The organism is Fusobacterium sp. (assembly GCF_030528405.1).
GTDB lineage: Bacteria > Fusobacteriota > Fusobacteriia > Fusobacteriales > Fusobacteriaceae > Fusobacterium.
In genome coordinates this window covers 12,896-30,192 of record NZ_JAUMYY010000021.1, presented here as the reverse complement: position 1 = coordinate 30,192, position 17,297 = coordinate 12,896, and the positions used below count along the sequence as shown (strand labels likewise).

Below are 17,297 nucleotides of genomic sequence, written 5' to 3'. Positions count from 1 at the left end.
ATAATGAAAGATACGGAATCACAGCAAGCATAGGCTATGATACAAAAGGAAAGAATAAAAAAGCAGGTTTAGGCTTAAGAATTATCTTCTAGTAAAATTATAAGCTAAAGAGGAGTTTTAGATTGAAAAATCTAAGCTCTTCTTTTTTTAATTAATAAAGACACTAAAATACAAAAAATGTTTTTTAGTGCTTTTTTTCTTTTGGGACTTAATTTTTTAATTTGCAACAGTCCCTTTTACTATTTTTTTGGATAATTTTAAACTTTATTAAAAAATGGGAAAAATTTTTATATTTATAATTAACGATACTTTTTTAACTTTTGAGATGGAATCCACCATTTAAATTTTAGAGCTAAAATTCCCATAAGAAAAATAATTAAAAATATTGACCAAGTAACTATATGAGGACCATTTTTAGGAAAAATATTCATAATGATGGGTGGAACAACTTGTAAAGCAATAATTAAAGGTCTATTAATTAAATCAGAAATTCCAGAATCTTCAATTCCTCTTGATTTTAAATCAGGATCTACAACTCTTTGTAATAAAACTCCAGTAGCGACAACTCCAGTAGCATGTCCCCAGCACATCATATTACGTTCAAACCAATCTTCTTTAGAAGATTTTCCTCCAATATAAATAAACCATATCCATGTAATTAGAAAACCAACAGAGCAAACTATTAGAAGAGGACCAGCGTAATCTAAAATAACTGATAAATTTAGAGAACCTATTCCTGAAACCATTAAAAAATCTGTAGCAACTCCTTGAATCCTATTTATAGAATATCGATCAATATAATTATGAGCATTTGTCTTATTTAAAATACTATTTAAAATAAAACCAGCTAAAAGTGCTGTACAGAAAGCAGGAATTGAAATTCCATATCCTAACTTAGCAGTAAAAATTTTAAAATAATCAGTCATTAACATTCCGCATACAGATGCTAAAAGAACTAATCCTATATGGAAAGACATAGGATCTAAACATATAGAAGAAATTGTTATTTTACCTGCTGATTTTTGACTTTCTTTAGGTATCAGACCAGTTCTTAATTCTAGTGGTAAATCTTGAGGATCTGTAACATAATGTGTGTAACCTCTACGAGTACCCCAATTTATAATGATTATTCCTAAAATAATTCCACCAACTATTCCAATTGTTGCGCAAGTATTACCAAAGTCCACCATATTTGGAACACCTAAATTTTGTAAAGCATTACCAACTGCTATAGCTGTTCCATGTCCACCATAAAAGCCTGTTGCCATCATTAAGCCAAATTGTTCTGGAAGATTAGGGTAAAAAAATTTTAAAAAATATATAGTAACAAACATACCTACAGCATATTGTAAAACTGCAATCCCAGTTATATTAAAAAACATTCCTCCAATAACAGGGCCTGAAGTAGATTCTTTTGAAGGTTTATCACCTATTGGTGTAGAAGCAAAAATTACAATAATCAAAACAGCAGCATATGTTCCAAAACTAGAAGATAGTTTTAAAATACCATATCCTTTAGGTCCAAGAATTAGAGCAATGAATCCTGCTATTAAAGCAGAAGGGATTAACAACTTTTGGAAAATTTTTAGTTTTGCACGTAAAAATTGTCCAATTAAAAGTAAGACAGCCATTATACATATATCGTTAAATACATTCCATATTGCTTTTGACATTGTTAGTTGCATAAGAACCTCCTTATTTTATTAAGAAAAAATTATAGTTCATAATATGGTAATTGTTCATCAAATCTTTTTTTGTCATTTTTATACCAATTACAAATATGCTTTACTGTTTCCCTAGCTTTAGATAGGGCAGCTAAATCAGAATTAAATCCTTGATGAGGTTGAACATAAAAATTTTCTTCAAGACTTAAGGCTTTTTCTTGTATTTCTTTAGCAGCTTTTAAATTTTCATCATCAGTGCTTATTTCATTTCTCAAGAATTTAGAAAAAAGTAATTCATTTGAAAAAACATCTAATGCAATTCCAGAAATGATTTTCTTTTTATAATATTTAAGTAAAATGCTCTCTGGTGCAATATCCCCTCTTGACATATTAATAAAAATAACACCTTTTTTTGCCATTGAAAACTCTTTATCAGAAAAATATTCAATATTATAGAATTTACTATCAGGAAACTTATTTAAATTCATGACATTTATAATAATATCGCTATTTTTTAAAGCAGCTTCTTTTGAAACAAAATTAATGTTTTCACTGTATTCTTTTTTTAATTCATTTTCTCTTAAATCAACAGCTTGTACTGTTAGTTCATTGGCTTCTAATAGATTATATATATGTATACCTATTTTTCCTAAACCAAAGACAGTAGCTACTCTATTTTTACCTAATTCAATAAAAGAAGAAATATTATTTCTCTCAAATAATGCGGTTTTTCTTGTATATTCATTTAATTTACCACAGGTAGCATAGAGAAATTTTATAGCTGTTTGTGCAACTGCTTCAACACAGTATTCTCTTAATGATGCTAAATTAATAATATTTTGGAGTTCTTCAAAATGATCATAGCCAGCACTTCGTGTAATAATACTTTTTTTCTTGCCTAGTAAATAATTTTCAGGAATAATTGAATGAGTTTTAGTAGTTATAATTTCAGGGAGAATAAAATCTTTATTTTTTGATAGAAAGTTTTGTAAGTTTTCAGAAGTGATAAAAAAATTAAAATCTTTTGGAAGAAGACCAGCTTCTTTTGCTTTTATAGTTTCATTTTTTAAATGAATGGCTTCTTCGCCCAAAGCTTCAAAATGGATTATATCGTAATTCATAAAACCTCCTTTAACATAATAGTTTATTTTAGAGATAAAATATGATATAATCAAACTTGCTGAAGGTATGATTTAATATCATACATATCCCATTTTGCATTTAATGTGAAGTGGGATTTTTTCTTGCAGAAAATTTCAGCCATACAGTAAAATATAAAAAAATATTTCTAATTTTTTCATATACACACCTCCTTCTTTATTCTGTATTATAGAACTAAGTTCTTTATTATAGAATAATAAACTTTTTATCCTTTTTTGTCAATATTTTTTATAAATATTTTTTTATAAAAGATGAATTGTTAAAAAAATAATCAAAAAATAAATGAATAGTCTGAAAAAAATATTAAAGATTGAAAAAATAATTTATAAGTGTTAGAATAATAAAAAACATTAAAGGAGGATAACAAAAAATTGTTAACTTAATATGATAAAAAGTTTAAATAAAGCTGTTGAAATATTAGAGATACTTAAAAATAACCCAAAGGGCTGTAGTTTGTTACAGATATACACTACATTGGGTATTCCTAAAACTACAGCTTATGGAATACTAAAGACTTTAATAGCTAAAATGTATGTTTTAAAAGATGAAGATTCTCTTTATAAACTAGGACCAGCTTTAATATTTTTAGGGAAGGCTGCAATTGCAGAGAGTAAGGTTCAAGATATTGCACTTCCTGTTTTAAGAGCTCTTTCAACTCAAATAAAAGTTGATTCTTTTTTGATGATTCCAATAGGATATAGAGGAAGTGTGTTAGAAAGCGTTGATGGAGAGCAAAGCGTTAGAATAATTGAAAAATTTGGAAATGATTTTTTTCTACATTGCGGAGCAATGAGAAAAGCTATTTTAGCTAATAAAGATGAGAAATTTATAGATGAATACATTTCAAATGTAATTGAAAGTGGAAGATATAAAATAGAGATAACTGCCTCTGATTTAAGATTAGCCTTAAAAAAAATTAAAGAAGAGGGAGTAGCGGTATCATATGGTGAATATGCTAAGGGAACTGTAGGAGTTGGAGCTCCTATATATGACTATAATAAAAAAGTTGTTGCATCAGTGGGGATTAATTTATTGGAGAGCAAAGAATTAACCAATGAAAGAATAGAAGAATTAAAAAAAATTATCAGAGATAAGGGAAAAGAAATTTCAAAGAGTATGGGTTATATTTGATAAATAATTAATTAAAAAAGACACTAAATTATAAAAAATTTTTTAGTGCCTTTTTTTAATAGAAATATTTAACTTGTGAGAATTTTTTATTACTTTCTTTCTGCAATTAATTTTTCTGCCATGATTGATGCAAGTTCAATTAACTTATCTCTTTGAAGTGGAGTTACAGCACCTTTAGCTTCAATAGGTTCTGTTAAAACTTCAAGTCCTGGAAGGCTTGCAGCAAAATCACAAATTCCTTTTACACCTCCACCATTCCACATCATATTTCCAAAAATACCTAAATATCTGTTTTTTAATCCATAATTTGCCAGTTTATGAAGAACAGGTTGTAATCTTGGGTAGATATCATTATTGTGTGCACAAGAACCTATCATAAGTCCTTTGTATTTCCAGATAGAGCTAAAAATATAAGACTGGTCAGTTTTAGAGCAATCATAGATAATTACATCTGTTATTCCTCTATTACCTAATTCTCTTCCTAAAACTTCTGCCATTTCAGCTGTATGGCCATACATACTTGCATAAAGAATAACCACACCTTCTTTTTCTGCTTCCATATTAGCCCACAATTGATATTTTTTAAAAACTTCAGGTATATTTTTTCTCCAAAGTAGACCATGAGCAGGAGCTATAACACTTATTTCAACATTTGCTAATTTTTTCATAATCCCATTAACAGGAGCCCCATATTTTCCAACTATATTTGAATAATATCTTCTCATTTCATCTTCAAAGAACTCATTATTAACTTCATCGTCAAAGATTCCTCCATCTAAAGTTCCAAAACTTCCGAAAGCATCATTGGAGAAAAGTATTTTATCTGTCATATCATAAGTAGACATTGACTCAGGCCAGTGTACCATAGGCATCATATAGAAAGTTAGTTTATGTTTTCCTAAGTCTAGGACATCTTTTTCCTTAACTACAACGACTTGATCATCTTTTAAATTTAGTCCTAAATCTTTTAACATCATTATAGTTTTTACATTTCCAACAATTTTAATTTCAGGATAAAGTTTCACTAAACCTTTAATTGCACCTGAGTGATCAGGTTCAACATGGTTAACGACAATATAATCAATTTTTGAATTTCCTATAGTTGCTTCAATTTTTGAGTAAAATTCTCCACCTTCACCAGCTTCAACACCATCAATAATACAAATTTTTTCATCAATAATTAAATAAGAATTGTAAGTAACTCCTGCATCTAATGGAATGTAATTTTCAAATCTTGGAGTTTTCCTATCATTTACTCCTATCCAAATTATATCATCATTTACTTTTGTACAACAATACATCTATACCCTCCTATAAAAATATATATCTTACTATAATATTAGATTTAATAAAAAATTTCAATATATTTATTGCAATTAAAAAAATTTTTTATAAAAAGATTAAAATTTATTCTTTTTCAATTATACCTTTTTTTAAGTATACTTGTCTATCAGTAATTTGAGATAAATCTTTTGAGTGAGTTACAACTACAACTGTTTGATTGAATTGTTTATTCAATTTTTTAAAAAGAGAAAAAATAACTTCACTTGTTTCTTCATCTAAATTTCCAGTGGGTTCATCGGCCAAAATCAAATTGGGATTATTTATCATAGCTCGAGCTATTGCAACTCTTTGTTTTTCACCGCCAGAGAGTTGGTTAGGTTTATGGTAGAGTCTTTCACTTAAACCCACAATTTCAAGCAAATCTTTAGCTGAATTTTCGATTTCTTTTTTATCTTTGTACTTATGTAAAAGAGCAGGAATCATAACATTTTCAAGGGCAGTAAATTCGTTTAATAAATAGTGAAATTGAAATACAAAACCAAGAAAATAATTTTTTATCTTATTTCTTTCATATTCAGCAAGGGAAGCAGCATTTTTTTGATTTATCCAAATCTCACCAGAATCAACACTGTCTAGAAGTCCCATTATATTAAGTAAAGTAGATTTTCCAGAGCCTGACCTTCCAAGAATGGATAGAAATTCTCCTTTTTTTATATCTAAACTTAAATTCCTTAATATGTGAAGTTTATTTCCAGTTTCAGAGTAAAACTTATTTATATTTTTTAGTTCCATAATATTATTATTCATGTCTAAGTGCCTCCACATTTTCAAGTTTAGCAGCTCTATATGCTGGAAATATACTAGATATAAGTATGATTATAGAATTAGCTCCTACAACTGTTAAAATTTCTTTAAGTGAGATTTCTATAGGTATATTTTTAATATAATAAATACTTGAAATAAAATTTATTGTGTAATTTTTAATATACCACAGTAAAATAATTGAAAGAATAATTCCAACAACAATGCCTATTCCACCTAGAATAATACCTTGAATCAGAAAGATAAACATTATATTTTTTTTAGAGAAGCCCATAGAACGAAGTATTCCTATATCTTTTGTTTTTTCTCTTACAAGGGTATTAAGAGTTACCCAAATAAGAAAACCTGCTATTACAACTATAAGTGAAAAGACAATTATCATTATAGTCTTCTCTAAAGTTAAAGCAGAAAGAAGAGCTTTATTTTGTTCTCCCCAAGTGTAGCTAAATAGTTCTGTATATTTATCTGAAAGTGATTCTTTTACAACACTTGCTTTATAGGCATCATTAAGTCTTATTGTAAGTTTATCTACAGTGCTACCTTTATAATTAATATATTGAGCAGTTAAAAGTGGTACTATAACCATATTTGCATCATATTCATAGAAACCACTTTCAAAAATTCCCATAACTTCCATTTCAAATTCTGTGTTTTCTGAAGTAACTAAGTTTAGCTTATCATTAATCTTAAGTCCAGCAGAAGAGGCTAATTCTTTTCCAACCAAAATTCCCTTTTTGTTTTCTAAATTAATTTCTCCAGAGATAATTTTTTGATCTAGTTGCATAAGGTTTATAGTTTTTTGTAAATCATAACCTATAAGTTTAACACCAGAAACAAAGTCATTAAAATCTCCTTTATATTTAATTATAGCTTGAGCTTCCACAGTTGGTATAATTCCTCTAATATTTTTGAACTCACTGTCATCTTCAATATTTTTTATAAGCTCTTCATAATTTGAAATGGGCTCATAAGATATTGTAGTAACATGGCTTGTCAAGGATAGTATACTGTCTATCATATTCTTATCAAGCCCATTAGAAATTCCAAGAGAAACTGTAAGAACAGTAATTCCTATAAGTACACCTATGATTGACACTAAACTCTGCTTTTTTCTCTCTAATATTTGCTTCTTAGCAATAAAAAATTCTATCATTTTTACCTCTTATTTATTCTAAATTTTATTTGATCACGTTTTCCTTCTTCTGTAACTATTGTAATTTTATGTTCACCATTTTCTAAATCTAAAAGTTTTTCTTCCTCGTTTGATAGGCCTATATAATCATCATTGAGATACCAGTAAACAAATTGTTTATTAGGGTTATAAAGTTTAACAGCTAACTTTTGATAACCTGAAAAATCTTTGGGTAGGGTTATAACTAAATTGTTTGAGGGATAAGCTATTTTTACACTTTTATTATCATTTGTTTCTTCATTTAAATTGTAATAATAGTTTGATACTTCAATTGGATATTCAAGTACAATTTTTTCTGTCGCATTTATAAAATTTTCACTTCTTGAATCCACAGGAAATCCATTTTTATCCACAAAAATTTTTTTATAATAAGGAGATATTTTTAAAGTTTTTGCAGATTTTGGATAATCAATAAATTTACTTTCAACTTCGTAAAACTTCCTATAACCTGTTTTACTATCAATTTCTATTTGTTTTAAATCTTCTTCTGGTTTTGTAAAATTTTTAGGCTGTATATCAATTAAATTAAAAACTTTAAATAATAAATTTCCAGCAGTATCGACCCCTGAAAGAGATGATATAGGATTATTTGAAAAATTTCCAAGCCATACAAGAACCGTATAATTTGGACTTACTCCAACTGCCCAAGCATCTCTTAAACCAAAGCTTGTTCCTGTTTTCCATGAAATAGGTCTGTCCGTTGAATATAACTGCTCATTATCAGGTCTAACTACTTTGGATAGAGTGTTCAAGGTAATGTAACTAGCAGCTTTACTTAATTTTTTTTTGTCCTCTCTTTTTTTATAGCTATTATTTACTTCATCTAGAGTATATTTTAATTCAGAAAACTCACCATAATTAGCAAGTCCCAAATAAAGCTTAGCTATATCAAGGGCTCTCATTTCTCTAGTTCCTAAGATTAAAGATAGACCATACTTATCAAAATTATCGTCCCCATAATCATCAATACTTTCTAAGAAATAAAAAAATTTATCTACCTTATAATCTTCAAGGAGTTTAATAAAAGGAATATTTAAAGACTTAATCAATGCCTCCTCCATTCTTACCATACCTCTAAATTTATTATCGGAGTTTTTGGGGTAAAAATTATTAAAAAATATTGGTACATCTGGATATAAACTTTCATTTGTTATAAGTCCCTCATCTATAGCCAGAGCATATAGAAAAGGCTTCAAAAGTGAAGCAGGGGATCTTTTAACTCTTAAACCATCAATTTCACCATTATTTTTTTTATCTTCAAAATTTTGTGAAGCCACATAAACTAGGACTTCTTTAGTCTTATTGTCTATAACAAGTGTAGCAGCATTGTTTATTCCAATTTGCTTCATAGAATTGGAATAAAGCCTAACAAAGTTTTCAACTTTTTTTTGTAATTTATAATCTAAAGTTGTTCTAATATTTTTTTCATTGTATTTGCTTTTTATAAAATATGAAAACTGTGGATTCTTATTTTCAAAATAATGAATTTTTTTAGGAAGCTCTTCTAAGAGAGAAAATTTATATTGCCTTTCATTTATAATATTTTTATCTAGCATTCTTTTCAATAAAAAATTTCTTTTTTGAAGTAATTTGTTATTGTTCTTTTTTAGATTTAATATGCCGGGAGAATTTGGTAAAACTGCAAGTAAGGTTGCTTCAGCATGACTTAAATATTTTACTTCCTTATTGAAATATAATTTAATTGCAGTGGCATAGCCTATAATATTCGAGCCATAGGGAGCATTATTTAAATAAAGTTTTAAAATTTCATCTTTAGAAAAGGTATTCTCTAATTTTTTTACCTTAATAATTTCTATAATTTTGTTAAGATAAGTTCTTTCAGTGGGTTCTAAAAGCTTGACAACTTGCATACTGATAGTGCTGGCTCCCATCTTTTTTCCACCACTCAGATTATTATAAAGTGATTTTAATATTCTTAAATAATCTATGCCTCCATGTTTGTAAAAATTTTTATCTTCATATAAAAGTACAGCTTCTTTTAAGAGAGCTGGAATTTCAGCCTCATTTTTTATATGCCATTGCTCATTTTTATTCAAAAAAACTCCAATTAAATTATTGTTTCTATCTAAAATGCTTTGACTGTAGTCTATTTTTGTAATGAGTTCTTCAGGTTTATAGAAAAAATAAATTTTTAGTGAAAATAAAATAAATAAAATAAGAGAAACTATGAAAAAAATAAAGAGTTTTTTTAATTTTAATTTTTTTAACATAGTTCTCCTCCATTAAATTTTCTATCTATATATTTTATCACATTAATCAATTTTATAAAATAAAAAAGGAACTGCTGTAAATCTGTTTTCAAAAATACAACAGTCCCTAGATTCTGTAGAAAAATATAAAAATTATATTTCATTATTTAGAAGTTTAAAAAATATTAAATTTTTCTATCTTTACTTTTCTGAAACTTTAACTTCAAAGCCCTTTAAGTAAGCTCTAAAATTATTATCATACATTGCTGAAACACTTGTTCCAGGGAATAGGTATTCACCAGCACTAACTACATCAATATTGATTTTAATTTTCTTTGGATAGTCATTATTTAAGTAGTAGAAGAAGGCAACTCTATCATCTCTTCTATCAATATAGTCAAAAGGATAGTCACTAGGTTCTTCTGTATTTGAAATTTCCCATCCACTAGGTAAAATTTGTATTAAGGCAACATTATTCAAAAAGTCTATATTTTTTAATTCAGTATTAATAATTATAGAAAGTTTATCTCCAACTTTTAGCTTTTTAGGATCGATCTTATTACCATTTATATCTACAAATTCTCTAGTAATTACAATATTTTGGCTCTCATCCTTCTCGTTAAATTTAATAGGTTTTCCCTTTGCTAAGAAATCAACATATAAATTGTCATTTGAGTTATTCTTTATTTTTATTTCCTTTGCTTCCTTTATAAGTTTATTGATTTCTTGGAAGTTAAATTGTCCATCTACCAAAGTATAATTCTTAGTTTCACCATTTGTAATAATGCTGAAAGATAGATTTTTTCTTTCTGTGTCCTTTACAGTTTTTGCAAAGGCATCAATTATATTAGCTTGGGTATAAGTTGTTAGCCAAGTATCAGATTTAATAACTGCTAATAAATTGTCAAACAATTTCTTATCTTTTTCACCATAAATAGAGTAGTAATGCTTTAAAGCTTCAGCATTTTTATAAATTCCATCAACAGTTTTATGAGAATCCAGTTCTTTTTCAAGTTTATTTGCTTCATTTTTTGCAAAATCTTTTTCACCAATAAGGTTATATGCATTCAATAAAATCAATTTACTAACTAAAGAAAGTTCTTTATAGTATCTATCAAAAATAATATTCATTTCAGATACATTAGGTTCTCCCACTGCAGCAAGAATGTATAAAGCATCAATTTTAATTTCTGTAGTTATGTCAGTTCTATAGATTAAAGATTTAATATAACTTATAGCTCTGTCATACATTCTCTCAGGTACATAGTAACCTTGTTTTTTAGCATCTACTAATATTTCTGTAATGTAGATACTATCTATAATTGTTTCATAGTTGGAACCAGGCCAGTAAGTGAAAGCACCATTAGAAAGTTGATAATTATTAGCCAGTTTCTTAACTATTTTATTAATTTCATTTCGTGTAATATTTAACTCATTTTCATCTTTAGTTAAATGATTTATTGCAATCATAGCTCTTGCTTTAGAAGCAGTTTGTTCCAAGCATATATAAGGATAATCTAAAAGAGAAGCAATAACTTTGTTTAAACCAAGATTTTCGTAACTTGAAAGTTTAAGCTCTGAGCTTAAACTAGACTTTATAAAATCTTTAAACTTTTTAGTGTTAAGTTTAAATTCTTCACCAGGTTTCAAAACTGAATTTTGATTAATATATTGCTGTGAATAAGGGCTATCAACATTTAAATTGATAATATCTTTGAAATTATATTTTTGAGAATTATAAGCTATTTCAATTTTAGTTTCTCCTACAGTTTCCGGAGCAATTAAATCAAAAGAAAATTTTTGGTTTTGCATATCTTTAAAACTTACTTCTTTTGTAAATTCTTTACCTTCATATTTAACAGTTAATTTTCCACTACCTAATTCATTTTCAATTGGGAAAAGAGTTACAGGAATAGAAAATTTATCTCCAACTTTTAAAACTCTAGGTGCAGAACTTTCTACAATTACAGGAGCCTTTATTGTTAATTTTTTCTCAGTACTTCCAAATTTATCATTATTAGTAGCTACAACAAAGATTTTCATAGCTCCAAAATAGTTTGGAATTTTTATATCAATTTCAGCATAACCATTACTATCAGTCTCCAATATTCCACTGACTATTGATATATTTTTAAATCTTTCAGCTTTTCCTTGCAGGTTCATATTATCTTCTATATAAGATTTTAGCAGTGCAGCTTCTTCGAAGTCACCACCACCTGTTTTTAAATAGTTAGCAATTTTTGAGCTTGAATATTTCTCAATAATATTTGAAAAATTATCATAGTTCTGTATAAGCTTAGCTTGTTTTCCATAGAAAAAATCAAGTGGTTTAGGTAAAGCATAATCAGTAAGTCTTGTAATTCCTTCATCAACTAAAAAGTATTGGAAATACATTTTTTGTTTTTCTTTATTATAAACTTTTAACTTATAGTCACTAGAAGGTTCAACTTCATCTTTGGAGTCAATGACTATATTAAGCTCTTTTTCCTTGTCATTAACCATAAGAGGAACAGTTCCATAAAGTCTTAGAGGCCTGTCATTTTCTTTATCTTTATATTTTTGGAAAACACTTATATTGACATAGACATTTGGGAAAAATTCTTTTTCAATTTGAATGCTTTCCTCAACATTTTTTTGTGTTATATTCTTCCAATATTCCTTCAAAATTTTTCCATCTTTCTCTATTGTTATAAGAGCTTTAGTGTCCTCTGTAGCATTAAATTTGACTTTAGCAAAATCACCTATTTCATACTTTTGTTTATCTGCACTGATATTTAAATTTTCCATTCCATTTTTAGCTCTATCACCATAAGAATAATTATATATGAAAATTCCAGAGCTAATACCTGTTTCTGGATCTTCAACTTCCAAGAAATTTATACCATCCTCTAAATTTGATAATTTTATAGGTTCTGGATTTTTAGAACTTTTAATAGTTCCTTCTTGAAGGATAATTGTATCAAATGAATTTTTTATACGACTTTCATCTTCATAATAATGGTCATACCACCAGTTAAATTTTTTATTGAATAGTTTATATTTTAAATTTTTACCTTCGATTAAGCTATCCGTTTTTTCATCTAAAACTATAAAATTAATAATAGCATTATCGTTTTCTTGAGTAGTTTTCTCAAGACCTATAGCAAAATCTTTATTAATTAAGGATAGTTTTTTATTTTCAGAACTGTATCTTCCATTTGTATCTAAAATGTTTGCATTAATATAGATATCTAAATTAAGCTTTCTTGCAACTTCTGGAATAAATATTTTTAAATTTTCTTTTCCAGAATTATCTAAAGCTCCATCAATATATGTGTTATACATAAAGTTTGTGGTAGGATTAACAAAATTAAAATTTTTATATTTTTTAGTCTCAACATTTTTTTCAAAAAGAGAAATATTATAATTAGTTTGACTATTCTCAGCCTTAACACCAGTTAAATAAGTTCCTAAAACTTCAATATTTAATTGATTATCAACTATATTTTCCTTTGTATATAGCTTGTCAGTGTCAATATCTATAGCAATTCTATTTGGAGCCTTAGCTTCAATAAATATAGGTTGATTAATTTCTTTAGCACCCAAGTTTATTTTTAAATTCCATGCTCCAGTTTCATCATTTACATCCGTTTTTATATTAAAGTTATAAAAACCATTTTTAGATTCATTAACTGTTACATTATTTAATTTTTCTATACCGATTGGAGATATAAAACTATAAGTGAAAGGATGATTTTCTTCAAGGGCATTATTTTTATTTCTAGCAATTAAAGACACAGAAATTTCATCTCCAGGTCTATAAAATCCCTTATCCGTATAAGTAAAAATTTTTAAATTAGAATTTTCTACCAATCCTCCAATATCAAAATCAGAATAGTTTATATAACTATCATTTAGATAAAGCACATTAAATTCATTGTTATTTTTTGCCAGAATATAATAGATATCCTCTGGATTAAGTTTTGATTTATATTCACCATTAGAAACTGTATAGCCTTGTTCAATAACCTGATTTTTTCTGTTCACAAATTCTAACTTTGTATTAGGAACTGTTTCAAGAGAATTTAAATTCAAAACCTTTATCTCTAACTTACCTGCATTAGTGTTTGCAATCAAGCCTAAATCTGAGAGAATAATATTTTTTTCAGCACGAGCATATACTCTTTTGTCATCTATCCATTCATAGTAATCAATATAACCATACTTAGCTTCATCATAATCAATGCCATCAGGGTCATTGGCAAAGAGATTTATATTGTAAATTCCTTTACTATCTATAACTCCGCTTAGATCTATACTGTTTCTCATGACTTCATCTGTTTTTGAATCTAAAATATATTCTTGAGAAAATACAACATCGCCTAGTTCATTCTTAAAAGTTTCTTGAAAATAATGAGAGTTTTTTGCTCTTAAGAAATTTGTAATGTTGTTCATATAAACTTTAACTACTTCTAATTTAACTTTTTTTACATTTGTAGAAGTAAAGTTAATTCTTTTATTATTTAGGCTAGGTAAAGTAGAACCATTATCAGAAAAACTTAAATGAGGTTTTAACTTTCCTATATATAGATTAGTAAAAGGATAAGAATCTCCAAGTTCATTACCATCAGTATCCTTTAAATCTTTAGCAAATGAAAGGTTGTAAGGGACTTCTTTTTCAAAATCACCTTTTAAAACTATTTTATTCCCATAGACATCTATTTCAAAATTTGAAACTTCAGGATCAAGGCTAATTTTTTCTTTTAAATCTTGATTTTTAGAAATTTCTTTTGAAAAAATAGCTACAAGATGACCAGCACTATTAAATGCAACCCTGTCTATATAGATTTCTTTGTAGTAATAATCATTACTTTGTTCCGTTTGTTCAACAGTGTTTGTAGGGGCTGGCTTTTCTTTTCCCTTAAACATATTGCAGGCTATTAAACTAAAAGCTAAAATAACCAGCAAGATCTTAAAAAAATTAGTTTTTTTCATTACTTTCACTCCTTTTTTATTCTATAATAAACTAAATTTCTAATTATCTAAAAAGCTTTGTATAAGCTTTAAAAAATCTTCTCCATAATGATTAAATTTTTGATTCCCAACTCCTTTTATTTTTAACATTTCCCATCTATTTAATGGTTTTTTTTCAGCCATCTCTATGAGTGTTAAATCAGAAAAAACTATATAGGGGGCTATATTTTCATTTTTTGCTATTTCTTTTCTGAGTATATTTAGTTGTTTAAACAGTTCATTTTCAAAATAATCAAAATTTACTTTTTCGTCAGATTTTCTAATAATTTTTAGTTTATCTTCTAGTATATCTCTGTATCTTTCTCCAAGTTTTACAACAGGGAAGCTTCCAGCACTTTGGATTAAATACTTCTCTAAGAGCATATAATTAATAAACTGCTCTATCCATTCGAGAGACTTATCTCTCATGATACCGAAGGTTGAAATTTTATCTAAACCCTTATTTAACATTTTTGAATCAGCCTTACCAACTAACATATTAGAAAGAGTTGAAATACCTAGACTTTCTCTAGTTCTTCCAACACAGGAAATTATTTTTTTTGCTTCCAAAGAAAAATCTTTGATATCTTTCTCCTTTTTACAATTTTCACAATAGCCACAATAGTCTCTTATCATCTTTTCACCAAAATACTTAAGGATAAATTCCCTGTAGCAGGTTTCAAGTTCTGCATAGTTTTGCATTTTTTGGAATTTCTGTAGCTGTTTTCTATTATAATTATCGTCTTTAGATTTGTCACTATCTATTAAAAATCTTTGAGTGGATATATCTTTTTTATTATAAATTAATATGGCTTCAGCAGGAGCTCCATCTCTTCCAGCTCTACCCGCCTCTTGGTAATAACTTTCTAAATCACTTGGAATATTAGCATGGATTACATATCTGATATTTGATTTATTTATTCCCATTCCAAAAGCATTTGTAGCTACCATAATTTGTATGTCATCATTCAAAAAGCTCTGTTGATTCCTATCTCTTTCTTCTTTTGAAAGACCAGCATGATATTTAGTTACTGATTTTCCGAGAACATTTTTAATAAAATTATATATATCCTCAACGTTTTTTCTAGTTGAACAATAAATAATTCCAGATTTTCCTTTGTTTTTTAAAAGATAATCTTTTATAAAAACTTTTTCATCTATTAAATCATCTTCATATATAGTATTGTCAATAACTTTAAAATAGATGTTGTCTCTATCAAAGTAATCTGTATGTATGAAGGGCTTATCCATATTTAATTTTTGAATGATATCAGTTTTTATTCTAGGAGTGGCTGTTGCTGTGAAAGCAAGAGTTAGAATATTTTTATTTTTATCTATTTTTTTAATAAAGTCACTAATTTTTAAATAGCTTTTTCTAAAATTTTCTCCCCATTGTGAAATACAGTGAGCCTCATCTATTACTATCATAGAAACTTCAATATTTTTAATATAGTTTATAAAGAGGTTGTTTTCTAAACGTTCAGGAGAAATATATAAAAGTTTTACTTTTTTTCTAGAAATTTTAAAAAGGATTTGATTAAATTCATCAGAACTTAAACTTGAATTTAAATATTCAGCTTTAATTCCTATTGTTTTTAGGCTATCAACCTGATCTTTCATAAGCGATATGAGAGGAGATATAATAATTGTCAAGCCATTAAAAATTAGTGCTGGAATTTGATAACAAATAGATTTTCCTGCTCCTGTTGTCATAATGCCTAAAACATTCTTATGTTTAAAGATAGCGTCAATAATTTTTTCCTGTCCTTCTCTAAAATTTTCATATCCATAGTATTCATTTAAAATTTTAAGTGCCTTAGTTTTCATATTATACCTTAAATTAATATTTTTATTGGCTATATTATACTATATTATTTATTTTAAAGAAATAATAAAATTAAATCATTTTAGAAGATAGTTTAAATTAAAATAAGCTTTTCTGAGAGAAGGCATTTTTAAATTTTTGAAAAAAATCTTCCTTATCTTTTATAATAATTAAATCTTTTCTGTATTTTTCAATAAAGTTTTTATTAAAATCGGCTATAAAAATTTTTTTATTTTGTTCTTTTGCATATTTAAAAGTATGGACAGTTCCTCCTTTTATATCTGTTTCAGCAATTAAGATGGCAGTTGATAAACCGGATTGTATTCTATTTCTTTTTATGAGTTTATTAACAGAGATATTGGTGTGAGGCGGGAGCTCCGATAAAAGGAAACCTTTATTTTTTAAAATATCTTCTGCTAATTTTTTATTTTCTTTTGGGTAGATTTCTGTAAGTAGACCTTGAGCTAAGACAGCAGCTGTTTGCCCTAATGTTTCAATATGTCCTATAGTATCAACACCAAGAGCAAGACCACTTATATTAAAAAAATTATTTTCTTTTAAAAATTTTGCAATATTTGTTGTGAAAGCTTTCCCTTCATTGCTTATATTTCTAGTTCCAACTAGAGCAACAGTTTTTAAATGATTAAAATTAAAAATTCCTTTAGAGTATAAAACATAAGGAGCTTTTTTTATATTTAACAAAGTTTGAGGGTAGTTGTCATAATTATAAAATAATAGAGTTATTTTATTTTTTTCACAGTCGGAATAGATTTTTTTAATTTCATCATCTAAAAAGATATCAAATAAGTTAATAAGTTTATGTATTTGTTCTTCATTGAACAAGCATTTATCTTTAAGAAAACTTCTTAGAGTCTTTTTTGAAAGATTAAATAGATTTTCACCAAAGTTTAAAGAAATGTCAAAAGTTTTATAAATTAAATTAGGATTAATGTATTGTTCATAAGTATTATAAATAGAAAATTTTAAAAGTTCATCTCTTGAGTACATAAAAACCT

General features: G+C 27.0%; 10 protein-coding genes. 1 reads left to right on the top strand and 9 read right to left on the bottom strand.

The genetic code is table 11. The annotated features are described in order from the left end of the window. Positions 1–299 precede the first annotated feature (299 nt). Positions 300–1,685 (bottom strand): sodium/glutamate symporter, encoded by a 1,386-nt coding sequence (locus Q4A58_RS04955; RefSeq protein WP_303117040.1) that lies wholly within the window; start codon positions 1,683–1,685, stop codon positions 300–302. A 29-nt stretch (positions 1,686–1,714) separates the two neighbouring features. Next, positions 1,715–2,785 carry an NAD(P)-dependent oxidoreductase gene (locus tag Q4A58_RS04950; RefSeq protein WP_303117039.1) on the bottom strand — a complete coding sequence of 357 codons (1,071 nt, stop codon included), beginning with the start codon at positions 2,783–2,785 and terminating at the stop codon, positions 1,715–1,717. A gap of 424 nt (positions 2,786–3,209) precedes the next feature. Here Q4A58_RS04950 and Q4A58_RS04945 point away from each other — a divergent pair, with 424 nt between their 5' ends. Continuing rightward, positions 3,210–3,956: an IclR family transcriptional regulator gene (locus Q4A58_RS04945; protein WP_303117037.1), complete on the top strand. Its 747-nt coding sequence runs from the start codon at positions 3,210–3,212 to the stop codon at positions 3,954–3,956. Positions 3,957–4,045: 89 nt separating this feature from the next. On the opposite strand, the gene Q4A58_RS04940 is transcribed toward Q4A58_RS04945, so the two are convergent. The 7 genes from Q4A58_RS04940 to Q4A58_RS04910 all read right to left on the bottom strand — a co-directional run bounded on the left by Q4A58_RS04940 (position 4,046) and on the right by Q4A58_RS04910 (position 17,289). Then, positions 4,046–5,257, bottom strand: a complete 1,212-nt coding sequence (locus Q4A58_RS04940) for an FprA family A-type flavoprotein (RefSeq protein WP_303117035.1) — start codon at positions 5,255–5,257, stop codon at positions 4,046–4,048. Positions 5,258–5,363: 106 nt separating this feature from the next. Then, positions 5,364–6,047: an ABC transporter ATP-binding protein gene (locus Q4A58_RS04935; protein ID WP_303117033.1), complete on the bottom strand. Its 684-nt coding sequence runs from the start codon at positions 6,045–6,047 to the stop codon at positions 5,364–5,366. Then, on the bottom strand, positions 6,040–7,215 hold the full coding sequence (locus Q4A58_RS04930; protein ID WP_303117031.1) for an ABC transporter permease: 1,176 nt from the start codon (positions 7,213–7,215) through the stop codon (positions 6,040–6,042). The genes Q4A58_RS04935 and Q4A58_RS04930 overlap by 8 nt, the downstream gene beginning before the upstream one ends. A 2-nt stretch (positions 7,216–7,217) precedes the next feature. Beyond that, positions 7,218–9,485, bottom strand: coding sequence for a penicillin-binding protein 1C (gene pbpC, locus Q4A58_RS04925; protein ID WP_303117028.1), 2,268 nt, complete (start codon positions 9,483–9,485; stop codon positions 7,218–7,220). A gap of 180 nt (positions 9,486–9,665) precedes the next feature. After that, entirely contained in the window at positions 9,666–14,438 is a 4,773-nt protein-coding gene (locus tag Q4A58_RS04920; RefSeq protein WP_303117025.1) for an alpha-2-macroglobulin, read from the bottom strand. A 39-nt stretch (positions 14,439–14,477) separates the two neighbouring features. Beyond that, positions 14,478–16,283, bottom strand: a complete 1,806-nt coding sequence (recQ, locus tag Q4A58_RS04915; protein ID WP_303117023.1) for a DNA helicase RecQ — start codon at positions 16,281–16,283, stop codon at positions 14,478–14,480. A 97-nt stretch (positions 16,284–16,380) separates the two neighbouring features. Next, positions 16,381–17,289: a DNA-processing protein DprA gene (locus Q4A58_RS04910; RefSeq protein ID WP_303117020.1), complete on the bottom strand. Its 909-nt coding sequence runs from the start codon at positions 17,287–17,289 to the stop codon at positions 16,381–16,383. Positions 17,290–17,297: the final 8 nt, after the last annotated feature.